Here is an 11,977-nt window from a genome sequence, read left to right as displayed (position 1 = left end):
GGGCGATGTGGTGCCGTCGCGGATGACGGTGTATCGGATCCTGATCCGGCACGGCCTCATGACCCCGGCGAAGCGCCGTCGGGGCCGCAAGGATTTACATCCGGTGGGAACGGGACCGGCCGATGGAACTGTGGCAGATGGACATCGTCGGCGGGATCTTCCTATCGGACGGGTCGGAGGCGAAGGTCGTCACCGGCGTCGACGACCACTCCCGGTATTGCGTGATCGCGTCGGTGGTGCGGCGGGCCACCGGCCGGGCGGTCTGCCTGGCCTTTGCTGCGGCGTTGCGGGAGTTTGGGGTGCCCGAGGAGGTGCTCACGGACAACGGCAAGCAGTTCACCGCCCGGTTCGGCAACGGCGGAGAGGTGATGTTCGACCGGATCTGCCGGGAGAACGGCATCATCCACCGGCTCACCCAACCGGCCACCCCGACCACCACCGGGAAGGTGGAACGGTTCCACCAGACGCTGCGCCGGGAACTGCTCGACGACATCCCCGTGTGGCCCGACCTGGCCACTGCCCAAGCGGCGATCGACGGGTTCCGGCACGACTACAACACCGACCGCCCGCACCAGTCCCTGGACATGGGCTTCCCCACCGACCGGTTCACCCCGGCCCCGCCGTCGGTGGTGCCGGTCAAGCTGCCTGCCTCGCTGACGGTGACAGCTGAGCCGCCACCGGTCGCGGCCACGGCGGTGCTGGCCTCATATCCGGTGACCGAGTCGTCCGGGTCGGCGGTGGAGTTCGACCGGGTGGTGCCGCCATCGGGGATCGTGCAGGTCGCAGGCAAGCAGTTCTGGGCTGGCACCAACCGGGCCGGGGTGACGGTGACGTTCTGGGCCGACCCCGACGTGATCCACCTGCTGAGCGCCGGTTCCCGCGTCAAGACGGTCCGATCGCACCTGTCGGTCGCTGATCTGGCAAGCCTGCTGCGCAAGGGCGGCCGCCCGGCCGGGCCGCCACCGCTGCCCGCCCCACAGCCCGGAGACGCGGTGGAGGTGGACCGGACCGTGAACCGCTTCGGCAGCGTCTCACTGGGGCAGCGCATGGTCGTGGCCGCGGACATCCTCGGCGGCCGCCGGGTCAGCATCCGCATCGACGCCACCACGCTCACCTTCTTCGACCCGGAAACCCGGCAGCTGCTGCGCACCCGACCCAACCCATTCACCCGGGACGAAGTCGCCCGGCTGCGCGGACTCCGCCCGGCCGGACCACCCCCGCAAGCGTCGTCGGAGCCGGTGCGGGTGCAGCGCCGGGTGTCAGCCACCGGCACGGTCATGGTCGCCCGCCAGGTCCTCGCGCTGGGCAGGGTCCACGCCGGCAAGACCATCACCATCGACGTCACCGACTCCGACCTGCACGTCGCCTGCGACGACGGCCCCCGCACCTTCCGACGCACCAGCCAACTGCCAATCCGGAACCTCAAAGCTAACCGGCCTCACGATGACCGCCCTGAGGGGTGAATCAGCCGCCTGGGGAACCTCAGTCATCTCCAGGCCGAGCAACCGAATCGTCTTGCGGGTCGTAAACCGTCAGCTCGTATTGCTGCGCGAGATCGAAGATGAGATAGATGACATCGTCACTGGAACTGAAGCTCATACTCATGCATACGTGATCGACTCCCACGTCCAGCGGCATCGACATCCACGGCGAGTCATCAGGATAGGGCGGGAAGTCGGGATAGCGCCTTCGCAGGCTCTCATAGAAGTCCACGATGCGCTGGTCCAGCTCGCCCTCCGCATGCGCGTCGCCTTGGCACCGGTCCACCATCGCCCGGACCGCGTCGTCAGAGGCATCCGGATCGATCGCCAGCACGTGAAGATCAAAGCTCACGGTCATAGGCTGCCGCAGCTGCCGTCAGCGGTGTGGCAGAACCTCTACATGGTCCCCCGCAAGACCACGCAACCTAACCAAACCGTCAAGCATCAGCTGGGACGGATTCGTCAAGCATCAGGTGGGACTAGACACTCTATGTAGGCGCTATAAAGGCGCGTCATGGAGACATGTCACTACCGTCCGCCGCTGGTCGACGAATCGGACCCGAATACCCCCAGCGGCTGCGCGCTGCTGAGTTCGGATCGTCGGTCGGGGTTCCGGAAATAGTGGTCGAGGGCCTGGTAGGCGCGGACGGTGTTGCCGCGAAGCCAGTAGGCGCGCACGACCAGGAACGGTAGGTATTCGGCCTCGACCGCGCCGCCGAGACGACCGGCGGGGCGATGCAGCCGGGTGCCGTCGGAAGGGTGCGCCTTTACCACGATCATCGGATGGTCGGTATCGGCGGCGACGACCTCGTACACCGCGAACCACGGCACGTAGTACTCGAACGTCAGCGCCCGGTGATACACGCCGTCCGGGGTCAGGACCAGCCGGCCCGGCATCAGCCGCAGGGCCACGACGATGAACCAGCCGACGAAGACCGCACCCGCGGCCAGGAGCCCGCCCACGATCCACCCGGCCATGCCGCCACCAACGGCGAGAACGACGGCGATGCCCAGCGCGGCGACCGCGCCCACCGTCAGCATGCCCAAGAACCAGTAGCAGGGCGCGCCGGCATAGCGGAAGGCCAGGCCGGGCACGCCCTGCTCGGTGACACCCAGATACGGGACCGGGCCACCACGCCGGGGATGGCGCGACACGCTCAGCCCGAAACCCGCGGCGTGGCCGAGCACCAGCGCGCCCGCCGCGAGCAGCCCCGCGGTCAGCAGGTCACCGGAGGCCACCGCCTGCCCGGCACCCAGCACCAGGCCGACCGTGACGACCGCCATGACGGCGGTCCCACTCACGATCAACAGGTTGCGCTTGACCCGCGGCCAGCCCTCGGGCACAACACTCTGATGGGGTTGCATTGGTCGCCTCGTTCAGAAGATGGAGTCCCAGACCTTCTTGGCGCCGTCGCCGATCGCGGCTCCGGCGTCCCCGATCGCCGCGAAGCCGTCCTCGATCGCCGCCTTCGTGCCCTCGGGTAGCTCGTCGTAGGCGTAGTCCAGGGCACCGCTGGTGACGATCCCGACACCGGCGCCGATGACCGCACCGGCAACCGTACCGACGGGTCCGCCGAACGCGGTACCGATCAAGGCTCCGGTGCCGGCTGCCGCCAGCGCCCCGCCCACGCCGCTGATCACCGCCTTGCCGACGGGCTTGCCCTGGTGGACGTCGTAGCCGATGCCAGCCGCGGTGATCCCGAGACCGACGATGGGGATCTTGCTGCCCACCCGGCGGGCCACCGAATCGGCGCGACGGGTGTACTTGTCCGCGTCCAGGTACCGCTGGTAGGCGTCCTGGTTGTAGCGCAACGCCTCAGGTGAGCCGCCCCGCGCGTTGAGATACCGCTGGGTGGCCGTCTTCGACTCTTCCATGAACGCGTCCGCCTGCTTCCGCAGAATGCTCACGTGTTTCTGGGCCAGCCCGCCGACCACCGCGCCGTTGACCACGTCGGCCGCGACCAGCAACGGCTTGGTGCGTACGTCATCGGCCATGTTCTTGTAGATGCCCTTGGCGGCGTCCCAGGCGGCGCTGGAACGCTTCGCCTCGTCCTGGGCCTGAGCGTAGGCGGCGACCTTGTCTTGGTGGGCGTTGTACGCCGTGACCGAACTGTTGTGCGCCTGCACCATCTCCGGCGTCGGAGCCCGATCGGTCGGCAGCGCCGTCAGCGCCGGCGCCGGTCCCGGGTCCATGATGACGTCCCCTGCCAGTTGCAGACCCGCGTCGCGGGCGATGCCGCGAGCCCGTTCCATGCCCGCCTGCGCGGTGGCCAGATCGTCGGCGTACCGGTTGAAGCCCTGCGCTACGCGCTCGACATCGCCGCGCAGCGCGTCGCTCTTGCGCCCCGCGCTGTCCATCCGGGCGGTGAACGCGGGACCGGCGTCGCCCCGCCACGCTCCGTCGCCCTGGTCGCGGGCGGCGAACAGGTCATCGACGGACTGGTCCAGGCTCGCCGCGAGTCTGCCGCGCAGCCAGGTAGCCGTGGCGCGGATGCTGGCCGGGTCGCCGTCGATGCGGGTGTCGATCGGCATCAGAAGTATCCCGCGAAAGTCTGGGCCACGCCTGCGTCCCGCTCGGCGTAGCCTCGCCGGCTCAGCTCGACCCGGTCGGCCGCCTCCTTCAACCCCACGACCAGGTTCCCCGCGCCCTCCGAGAGGTGCGCGATGAGTTCGCCCATCGCTCCGGACAGTTCCCCGGCGTCCGGGATGCCGGGGGCGCCGTTGCCGACCGTGTCCAGGTTGTCACCGGAGGTTCGCAGCCGGGCCGCCAGCGCGTCCAGTGCCGCGAGATCGACGTCTGTTCCGTCCGCCATCAGAGGTCACTCTCCGTCCGTCGGAACTCGTCCGGTACTTCCAGATCCAGCAACACCAGGTTGAAGCCGGAGGTCAGCCGGATGTCCTCCAGACTCGTCGAGGGCATTTCCGTCCACGGCTGATACGGCCCGCAGCAGTCCACCAACCGTTCGAGTGATGAGTAGACCAGCAGTGCTATGCGCCCATCCCGAGTCGGACGCACCTCCACCGTCAGGTCTTGGTCACCCTCACGCAGCGGTTCGCAGGGCACGTAGACGACCGGTGGGAACGGCGCGTGCGGCGAATGCGGGGCAGCCGTGCCGTTGGCTGGGGTGCTCGTGTCACCGGAGCCCACTGTCATGGGCCGCAGTCTACGGAGTCGGGTCACCCATGTCCGCCCTGCTTCTGGCGGACTTCAACCCTGCAGTGGCCGATCCATGGCGGTAGGCACGGTTCATGGCGTGAGAGATCCGGCTGCAGCTTTCCGCCGGGTTGCGGCCACTCCGAGCACGATCATGAAGCTGCCACCGATGGCGTGGGTGGTCAGCCGTTCGTGCAGGCCCACGACGCCCAGGACAACGGCGACCACGGGCAGCAGGTAGATGACGAAGGACGCAGATACCGGTCCATCGTCGGCAATGATCCGGTAGTTAAGGACGTAGGCCAGCCCTGTGCCCAGAACGCCCAGCACAACGACCGCGACGAGGGCATCCAGCCGCGGCCGCGGCGGTTGCAGGCCATCGAGCATCGGCAGAGTCGTTGATGCCAGCATGGTCGCCGCCAGCAGCTGGCCCGCCGACAGCCCACCGTGGAACGACTCCTGTACGACCCAAGAGAGGCCGCTCGCCTGCTCAGCATGAGCCGCACCAAGGTCTACGAGCTGATGGCGAGCGGGCAGCTGCTGTCCGTCCGCATTGGCCACAGTCGGCGTATCCCGGCCGATGCTCTGCGCCGCTTCATCGAACAGCACGAGGAGGTGACCCTGTGACTGGGAAGCGACGCGGGCACGGTGAGGGGTCCATCTACCAGTTGCCCGACGGACGATGGCGTGGCGCGGTCGACCTCGGCTGGCTCAACGGCAAGCGTCGACGCAAGTACGTCACCCGCAAGACCCGCGCCGACGTGGCCAAGGCTCTCCTCGAGCTGACGGCCCTGGCAGAGGCGGGGAAGCTGTCCACCGAGCGGGTGCCCACCTTGGCGCAGTGGATGGAGATCTACCTGGCCGAGGTGGCGTCGGCCAAGGTCCGGCCCTCGACGCTGCACCGCTACCGGGAGGAGGTCGAGCACCACATCGGTCCGCTGCTGGGCAGGATCCGGCTGGACAAGCCGACCCCGGCCCACATCACCGCCTTCTACCGGGACCGGCTGACGGTGCTGTCGGCCGGTAGCGTCCGGAGGCTGCACGCGAACCTGCGGCGGGCACTCAACATCGCGGTGCGCTGGCAGGTCATTCACACCAACCCCGTCTCCCTCGTGGACCCGCCACCGGTGCCGCACACTGAGGTCAAGCCGTACAGCTTGGCCGAGGCGCGTGCGTTCCTGAAGGCGGTCCAGGGACTGCGGTTGGAGGCGCGCTGGGTGCTGGCGATCGCGCTCGGCCTGCGCCAGGGCGAGGTGCTGGGCCTGCGCTGGGAGGACGTCAACCTCGACGCGGGCACACTGCGCGTGGTCGCCCAGCTGCGCCGCGACGCCGACACCGGGCACCTGGAACGCGTGGAAACCAAGACGGCCCGCTCCCGGCGAACCTTGCCCTTGCCGGAGTCCGTCCGCGCGGCACTGCTTCGGCACCGGGAACGGCAGGCGGCCGAGCGACTGGACGCCGACGCGTGGACCGACCCGGCGCTGGTGTTCACGACAAGGGCCGGGACCCCGATCCATCCCCGCAACGACTACCGGTCGTTCCGGGAGCTGATCCGTCAGGCCGGTCTGCGTCAGGTCCGCATTCACGATCTGCGGCACACCGCCGCCAGCGTGCTGATCGCGCAGGGGGTCCCGGCCCGGGTGGTCATGGAGATCCTGGGCCACTCCCAGATCAGCGTCACGCTCAACACCTACGGACACGTCGCTCCGGAGGTGTCCCGGGAGGCCGCCGACCGGGTCAATGCGGCGCTGTGGGGCGACGGGTAATGGCTGCTCGGTAGGCTGCTCGCCCCGTCCACGGGTACAGAAAAGCCCTGGTCATGATCCACTGGAATGGTCTTGACCAGGGCTTCGTCCGAGAGCCGCCTGACGGAATCGAACCGTCGACCTACGCATTACGAGTGCGTCGCTCTAGCCGACTGAGCTAAGGCGGCAACGGCCTATCAGTGTACGGCATCCAAGGTCGGCGCCGCGCGCAGGTGTCATGGACATGCGAGAAGCGGACAGCCACCGTCATACCTGCCGAGTAGGGTCCGATCCGTGACGGATCATCAGCGCGCCACGGCTGCCCAGCCGGACGTCCCGCGCCGCCCCACGAGCCTGGATCCGCAGCAGCTCGGCTTCAAGCCGCAGCCTCCGATCGGCTGGCTGGCGCCCCTGCTGCTGCTCAGCACCGGCCTGCGCACGCTGCTGGCCATTCTCTTCGGTGCGTACCTGGACAAGCGCGAGCTGCAGAACGCGCTCGACGCCGCGGTCTTCGCTCAGCCGGGCACGGACGGCGAGCTGTGGTTCGACTACGTGGCCGACCTGGGCGACGGGTTCCACGCGACCTACTCGGTGGCGTACCTGCTGGCCCAGCCCAGCCTCCAGATCGAGGGCCGCCCGCTGCCCCGGGGCCAGGTCCTGCTCATGGGCGGGGACCAGGTGTATCCGCTGGCCAACGGCGACAGCTACGAGAACCGCACCAAGGGCCCGTACCGGGCGGCGCTGCCGGAGGCGCCGGGCCACGGGCCGCCCCCCGCGCTGTTCGCGCTACCGGGCAACCACGACTGGTACGACGGTCTCACCGCGTTCCTGCGGCTGTTCGCGCGGCGCAAGGACGGCCACATCGGCGGGTGGCGCACCCTGCAACGCCGGTCGTACTTCGCGGTCCGGCTGCCCGCGCATTGGTGGCTGTTCGCCATCGACGAGCAGTTCGGCGCGTACCTCGACGATCCGCAGCTGGTCTATTTCGAGAAGGCGGCCGGTGGCGTCCAGCCCGGTGACCGGATCATCCTCATGACCCCGTCACCGACCTGGGTGAAATCAGCCCAGAAGCCGGACGCGTACGACGCGGTGGACTACTTCATCCGCACCATCCTGGCGCCGACCGGGGCGGAGGTCCGAGTGCTGCTCTCCGGTGACCTGCACCATTACGCCCGCTACACCCGTCCGGACCGGGAGATGTTCACCTGCGGCGGCGGCGGGGCGTACCTGCTGGGCACCCAGCAGCTGCCGGAGCGGCTGACCGTGCCGCCCGAGGAGACCCTCACCCGCAGCGCCAGCCCCAGCGTGGACTACGACCTCGCCTCGCGCTACCCGAGCCCGGCTCAGTCGCGGCGCTTCAGCTGGGGTGTCTTCCATCGAATCCCCCGGCGCAATCCGGGCTTCGTCACGATGCTCGGCATCGTCCACACCCTGACGATGCTGGCGCTGGCGGGCGCGTGGAGCCGGGGCGGCGACATCCAGCGCCTGTTCAGCATCCCGCTGGTGTTCATGCTGGTGGTCATCATGCTCGCCGCGGTGCTCTTCGCCCAGCCGCCGGGCGCCAGCGCGGAGCGGCGCCCGCGACATTGGATCCTCGGGCCGCTCCACGGCTTCGCTCAGATCGGGCTGGCGTGGGCGGGTACCTGGGTGTGGCTGGTGCTGCCGATCCGGGACTGGCCGTGGCCGTGGCCCCTGGTGGGCGCGGCGCTCGCCTATGGGCCGGTCATCGGGTTGGTGGCGACCCAGGTCGTGGGGGCGTACCTGCTGCTGGCGAGCGCGTTCGATGTGAACGTCAACGAGCTGTTCGCCGGGCAGGGCATCGAGGACGCCAAGAGCTTCCTGCGGCTGCATATCGCCCGCGACGGCACCTTGACCGTGTACCCGATCGGCGTTGACCGGATCAGCCGGGACTGGGTGCCCGATCCCGCCGGCGACCCGGACGCGCCGTGGCTGCGACCTCGGCAGCCCTTGCGCACCCACTTCATCGAGCCGCCGATCGTCATCGCCGGCCCGGCCACCGCTCAGGCGTAGCGCTCTTCGTGGGCCTGGCGGGGCCCGCACACCGATGCCCGGCTGCAGGAACAGCGGGTGCCGTCGGCGTCGAGCCGCACCACGACAGCGTCCCGGGGCACGCTGTGGCCCACCACCCGGCCGTCGCCCTCGGGGGTGCTGACCCGGGATCCGATGCCCGGCGCCGCCGCCTGGAACTTCTGGTACAGCGGGTGCTCGTACTTGAGACAGCACATCAGTCGCCCGCACGCCCCGGAGATCCGCAGCGGGTTGAGCGGCAGGTCCTGGTCCTTGGCCATGCGGATGGTCACCGGCTCGAAGTCGGTGAGGAAGGTGGCGCAGCACAGATCCCGGCCGCAGGAGCCGATGCCGCCCTGAACCCGGGCCGAGTCGCGCGCGGACAGCTGGCGCAGCTCCACCCGGCAATGCAGCGTCGCGCCGAGGTCGCGGACCAGGGCGCGGAAGTCGACCCGGTGCGGCGCGGTGAAGTAGATCGTGGTGCGGGAGCCGCCGGTCCCACCGTGATCCAGGACGTGGTCGACGGCGACGACCTTCATCGGCAGGTCATGCGCCTTGATCAGCTTCTTGGCGGCGACCTTCGCCTCGGCCTTGCGCTTGCGGAGCAGCTCGTCGCGGCGCAGGTCGCGCTCGTCCGCCAGCCCGACGATCCGGGGGAATCCGCCCGTCTCCTCCTCGACCCACTGGGCGGCCCAGACGCACTCCGCCACCTCGGGGCCGTCGTCGGTCGGCACCAGCACGCGCTCGCCGACGGTGGGCCGGAACTCGCCCGGGTCGAGGTAGTAGAGCCGCCCGTACCGGTTGAAGCTGACCGCGCACAGCATGCCCATGGCCCCACCCTACGGGGCCAGGCGGGGCGCACCAAATGCCTGTTTTGGGCCGCCCGAGCGCTCAGCGTCAGCTCCGGGACCGCGGCGGGGCCGGGCTCGCCTCGGCCAGCTGCGCGGAGCCGTGCAACAGGTCGGCGACCACGTCGTAGCGCTCCCTGATCGTCCGCAGCACCCGCTGCCCGATCTCGGCCGCCGCCAGCACCTGCGGGCAGGCAGCCGGGTCGATCGGCTCATCCGTACTCAGGGTCACCGCCGCCGTGGAACCGAGGACCTCGGCCAGCATGGCGGCGAGATCCGTGCGGGCCTGCTCCATCCACTCGGCCAGGGCGTCCGCCAGCTCCGCCGTGCCCGCCAGGCGCGCGTCCAGGCTGTCCGGGGCCCCGCTCAGATGGCCGGCGGCGCGGCGGCGGGCGTCGTCGTACGCACCGGCCGCGTCACCCGACCACGCGCCGGGCGGAGGCAGCGATTCGGCCACGTCCGCATACGTGTGGGCGTCGGCGTGCAGTTCCCGCGCGGCGTCGGCCAGGTCGGCGGGGCGGAGCGCGGCCACCGCCCGGACGGCGTCGCCGGGCAGGAGGCGGACGCGGCGCAGCTCCGGCCAGACCGAATGCCCGGGCGGGGCACCGGCCGCCGAGAGCACCTCGTCGACCCGGCGCAGCAGCGGGGCGCTCGCGTCCAGGAGCTGGCCGAGCCGGTCCATCAACAGCCCCTCTCGGCGGACCACAGCGGACCCCGTCGCTCCACCCGGCGACCCACCACCTCGTCGATCTCGGCGTAGCCCTGTTCGGTGACGCGCAGGTCCTGGGCCAGGGCGGTGAGCTCGGCCGCCGCCTCGGTGGCCTCCCGCGAACGGGCGGCCAGTACGGCGGACCAGTGCGCGTACAGCGCGCGGCCGAGGCGGCCCGGCAGTCCCGCCTCGTCGGCGGCGAACGCCCCGGCCGGGATGCCCAGGCTCGCGATCGAACGCTCCACTGTGGTCAGTCGGTCGGCAGCGGTGCCCAGCAGATCGGCAAGTGACTCCATCTCAGCACTCCCCCAGCGCCCGGAAGCCGCCGAAGACCTCGTCGTGCAGCTTCCCCCGGGCCCAGCGGGCGGCCTCGGCCGCGTTGGCGACCACGGCCTGCACCTCCCGGGCGAGATCGGCGGCGCTGCGGTGGTGCAGGCTGCCCCGGAAACGTACGTCCGTGATGTCGCCGGCCGCGGTGACCAGGACCTCGACGGTGTCGTCGGGCGAACGGACGGAAACCACGTGCGCCGCGACAGCCTTGTCGAACTCGGCTCGCAGCACGTCGATGCGGCGATATCGATCAATTGCCTCGTCGATCCACGCCTCGTCGATCTCGCGCGCCATCCACCGCTCCTCACCGGGCGTGCCGCGGGCGTTGCTGTCGGCACCGAACCGTACCGAATTGAGTGACCTCGCCGCGACCCTTGGATGGTCCCTTGTGGATACCGGTGGTGTCAGCCCCGCCAGAGGGCCAGCATCATGGCCTCCACCGCGATCCGCGGCTTGACGTTCTGCTCGATGGCGTCGCGGCAGGCCAGGACCGCTTCGAGCCGCCGGAGCGTGCTCTCCGGTGACCACCGGTCAGCGGCGGCCGTGGACACGGCGGCGGTGTCGGTGTGGACCGTGTCGACCGGCGCCCCGAAACGGGTGATGAGCACGTCGCGGTAGAAGCCCGCGAGGTCGACCAGCGCGCGGTCCAGCGCGTCGCGCTGGGCACGGGTGGCCCGCGACTTCTGCCGGCGTTCCAGGTCCTTGAGCTGGCCGGCCGCGCCCCGCATGGCCGCCGCGGCGCCCCGGCCCGTCCCCCCGGCGCCCAGGGCCTGCTCCAGGGCGGCCCGCTCGGTCGTGTCCGCCGCGCTGACCGAGGCGGCCGCCTCGGCTTCCGCGGCCTCGATCAACGCGGACGCGGCGTCGAAGCAGGCGCCCACGCCGGTCAGGCGACGCGGGACCGCCAGTACCGCGTCGCGCCGGTTGCGGGCCTCGGGATCGTTCGCGAGGCGCCGGGCGCGGCCGACGTGTCCCTGCGCGGCCGCGGCGGCCCAGGCCGCGACGTCGGCGGCGATGCCGTCCCGGCCCATGAGCACCGCGGCGACCGCGTCGGCCGGTGGCTGGCGCAGCGGCACGACCCGGCAGCGCGACCGGATGGTCACGGAGATGTCGTCGGGATGGGTCGACGGGGTGCAGAGCAGGAACACCGTCCGCGGTGGCGGCTCCTCGATCGCCTTGAGCAGCGCGTTTCCGGCGGCCTCGGTGAGCCGGTCGGCGTCCTCGATCACCACGGCCTGCCAGCGGCCGCCCGACGGGGCGGTGCTCGCCCGCAGCACCAGGGCACGCATCTCCCCGACCCCGATGGACAACCCTTCCGGTACGACGAAACGCACGTCCGCGTGGGTGCCGCCGAGCACGGTGTGGCACCCGTGGCACGTGCCGCAGCCGATCCCGCCGCGCTCGCACTGCAGGGCCGCCGCGAAGGCACGGGCGGCGACGGAGCGCCCCGAGCCGGGCGGGCCGGTGAAGATCCAGGCGTGGGTCATCGCGCCGTTGCCGGTCGCGGAGCCGTCGACGATCCGGGCCGCCGACCCCGCCGCCCGGCGCAGCGTCTCGACCGCCTCGTCCTGCCCGACCAGCTCGGCGAAGACACCCGAGCCGCCAGTGGGACAAGGGCCGGCGTTGCTGACGGCGTCGGCGGAAGCGTCGCTCATAGTGGCAGGCACCCGTCGATGGTAGGGCGC

15 protein-coding genes and 1 tRNA gene are annotated in these 11,977 nt (G+C 70.7%); 4 read left to right on the top strand and 12 right to left on the bottom strand.

The window, feature by feature from the left end; genetic code table 11:
• The first annotated feature begins 122 nt into the window (after window positions 1-122).
• On the top strand, window positions 123-1,463 hold the full coding sequence (locus EV385_RS17015; protein WP_207229852.1) for an integrase core domain-containing protein: 1,341 nt from the start codon (window positions 123-125) through the stop codon (window positions 1,461-1,463).
• Window positions 1,464-1,482: 19 nt separating this feature from the next.
• Here EV385_RS17015 and EV385_RS17010 read toward each other — a convergent pair whose 3' ends face one another.
• The 6 genes from EV385_RS17010 to EV385_RS35130 all read right to left on the bottom strand — a co-directional run bounded on the left by EV385_RS17010 (window position 1,483) and on the right by EV385_RS35130 (window position 5,172).
• On the bottom strand, window positions 1,483-1,833 hold the full coding sequence (locus EV385_RS17010; RefSeq protein ID WP_242624924.1) for a hypothetical protein: 351 nt from the start codon (window positions 1,831-1,833) through the stop codon (window positions 1,483-1,485).
• A gap of 176 nt (window positions 1,834-2,009) precedes the next feature.
• The gene (locus tag EV385_RS17005) at window positions 2,010-2,783 is read right to left on the bottom strand and encodes a hypothetical protein (RefSeq protein ID WP_130510348.1); all 774 of its coding nucleotides are present in this window, start codon (window positions 2,781-2,783) and stop codon (window positions 2,010-2,012) included.
• 75 nt (window positions 2,784-2,858) lie between these two features.
• Complete coding sequence (locus tag EV385_RS17000) at window positions 2,859-4,013, bottom strand: WXG100 family type VII secretion target (protein ID WP_130510347.1); 1,155 nt, start codon at window positions 4,011-4,013, stop codon at window positions 2,859-2,861.
• Window positions 4,013-4,294, bottom strand: coding sequence for a hypothetical protein (locus EV385_RS16995; RefSeq protein ID WP_130510346.1), 282 nt, complete (start codon window positions 4,292-4,294; stop codon window positions 4,013-4,015). The genes EV385_RS17000 and EV385_RS16995 overlap by 1 nt, the downstream gene beginning before the upstream one ends.
• Window positions 4,294-4,635 carry an SAV_915 family protein gene (locus EV385_RS16990; protein ID WP_242624923.1) on the bottom strand — a complete coding sequence of 114 codons (342 nt, stop codon included), beginning with the start codon at window positions 4,633-4,635 and terminating at the stop codon, window positions 4,294-4,296. The genes EV385_RS16995 and EV385_RS16990 overlap by 1 nt, the downstream gene beginning before the upstream one ends.
• A 93-nt stretch (window positions 4,636-4,728) precedes the next feature.
• The gene (locus EV385_RS35130) at window positions 4,729-5,172 is read right to left on the bottom strand and encodes an EamA family transporter (protein ID WP_479723877.1); all 444 of its coding nucleotides are present in this window, start codon (window positions 5,170-5,172) and stop codon (window positions 4,729-4,731) included.
• Between EV385_RS35130 and EV385_RS35950 the strand changes: the two genes are divergently transcribed.
• Both EV385_RS35950 and EV385_RS16975 read left to right on the top strand, forming a co-directional pair.
• Window positions 5,131-5,262, top strand: a complete 132-nt coding sequence (locus tag EV385_RS35950) for a helix-turn-helix domain-containing protein (RefSeq protein ID WP_341273953.1) — start codon at window positions 5,131-5,133, stop codon at window positions 5,260-5,262. The genes EV385_RS35130 and EV385_RS35950 overlap by 42 nt on opposite strands.
• Window positions 5,259-6,401, top strand: coding sequence for a tyrosine-type recombinase/integrase (locus EV385_RS16975; protein ID WP_130510343.1), 1,143 nt, complete (start codon window positions 5,259-5,261; stop codon window positions 6,399-6,401). The genes EV385_RS35950 and EV385_RS16975 overlap by 4 nt, the downstream gene beginning before the upstream one ends.
• Window positions 6,402-6,494: 93 nt before the next feature.
• Here the strand turns inward: EV385_RS16975 and EV385_RS16970 are convergent.
• Window positions 6,495-6,568, bottom strand: a tRNA-Thr gene (locus EV385_RS16970).
• A 106-nt stretch (window positions 6,569-6,674) separates the two neighbouring features.
• Between EV385_RS16970 and EV385_RS16965 the strand changes: the two genes are divergently transcribed.
• Window positions 6,675-8,411 carry a metallophosphoesterase gene (locus EV385_RS16965; RefSeq protein WP_130510342.1) on the top strand — a complete coding sequence of 579 codons (1,737 nt, stop codon included), beginning with the start codon at window positions 6,675-6,677 and terminating at the stop codon, window positions 8,409-8,411.
• On the opposite strand, the gene EV385_RS16960 is transcribed toward EV385_RS16965, so the two are convergent.
• The 5 genes from EV385_RS16960 to EV385_RS16940 all read right to left on the bottom strand — a co-directional run bounded on the left by EV385_RS16960 (window position 8,402) and on the right by EV385_RS16940 (window position 11,947).
• The gene (locus EV385_RS16960) at window positions 8,402-9,238 is read right to left on the bottom strand and encodes a PSP1 domain-containing protein (RefSeq protein WP_130510341.1); all 837 of its coding nucleotides are present in this window, start codon (window positions 9,236-9,238) and stop codon (window positions 8,402-8,404) included. The two genes, EV385_RS16965 and EV385_RS16960, sit on opposite strands and share 10 nt — an antisense overlap.
• Before the next feature lie 67 nt (window positions 9,239-9,305).
• Window positions 9,306-9,938 (bottom strand): hypothetical protein, encoded by a 633-nt coding sequence (locus EV385_RS16955; RefSeq protein ID WP_130510340.1) that lies wholly within the window; start codon window positions 9,936-9,938, stop codon window positions 9,306-9,308.
• Window positions 9,938-10,261 (bottom strand): hypothetical protein, encoded by a 324-nt coding sequence (locus EV385_RS16950; RefSeq protein WP_130510339.1) that lies wholly within the window; start codon window positions 10,259-10,261, stop codon window positions 9,938-9,940. The genes EV385_RS16955 and EV385_RS16950 overlap by 1 nt, the downstream gene beginning before the upstream one ends.
• A gap of 1 nt (window position 10,262) precedes the next feature.
• Window positions 10,263-10,589 carry a Rossmann-fold NAD(P)-binding domain-containing protein gene (locus tag EV385_RS16945; protein WP_130510338.1) on the bottom strand — a complete coding sequence of 109 codons (327 nt, stop codon included), beginning with the start codon at window positions 10,587-10,589 and terminating at the stop codon, window positions 10,263-10,265.
• A gap of 110 nt (window positions 10,590-10,699) precedes the next feature.
• The gene (locus tag EV385_RS16940; RefSeq protein WP_130510337.1) at window positions 10,700-11,947 is read right to left on the bottom strand and encodes a DNA polymerase III subunit delta'; all 1,248 of its coding nucleotides are present in this window, start codon (window positions 11,945-11,947) and stop codon (window positions 10,700-10,702) included.
• Window positions 11,948-11,977 lie beyond the last annotated feature (30 nt).

The sequence above is a fragment of the Krasilnikovia cinnamomea genome, assembly GCF_004217545.1.
Taxonomy (GTDB): Bacteria; Actinomycetota; Actinomycetes; order Mycobacteriales; family Micromonosporaceae; genus Actinoplanes; species Actinoplanes cinnamomeus.
This window is presented reverse-complemented; position numbering and strand designations above follow the sequence as displayed.

Coding starts and splice junctions, on each gene's coding strand:
- EV385_RS16995 (WP_130510346.1), bottom strand. CDS start 4,294: ATGGCGGACGGAACAGACGTCGATCTCGCGGCACTGGACGCGCTGGCG.
- EV385_RS16990 (WP_242624923.1), bottom strand. CDS start 4,635: ATGACAGTGGGCTCCGGTGACACGAGCACCCCAGCCAACGGCACGGCT.
- EV385_RS35950 (WP_341273953.1), top strand. CDS start 5,131: ATGAGCCGCACCAAGGTCTACGAGCTGATGGCGAGCGGGCAGCTGCTG.
- EV385_RS16940 (WP_130510337.1), bottom strand. CDS start 11,947: ATGAGCGACGCTTCCGCCGACGCCGTCAGCAACGCCGGCCCTTGTCCC.
- EV385_RS16955 (WP_130510340.1), bottom strand. CDS start 9,938: ATGGACCGGCTCGGCCAGCTCCTGGACGCGAGCGCCCCGCTGCTGCGC.
- EV385_RS16960 (WP_130510341.1), bottom strand. CDS start 9,238: ATGGGCATGCTGTGCGCGGTCAGCTTCAACCGGTACGGGCGGCTCTAC.
- EV385_RS16950 (WP_130510339.1), bottom strand. CDS start 10,261: ATGGAGTCACTTGCCGATCTGCTGGGCACCGCTGCCGACCGACTGACC.
- EV385_RS16945 (WP_130510338.1), bottom strand. CDS start 10,589: ATGGCGCGCGAGATCGACGAGGCGTGGATCGACGAGGCAATTGATCGA.
- EV385_RS17000 (WP_130510347.1), bottom strand. CDS start 4,013: ATGCCGATCGACACCCGCATCGACGGCGACCCGGCCAGCATCCGCGCC.
- EV385_RS17015 (WP_207229852.1), top strand. CDS start 123: ATGGAACTGTGGCAGATGGACATCGTCGGCGGGATCTTCCTATCGGAC.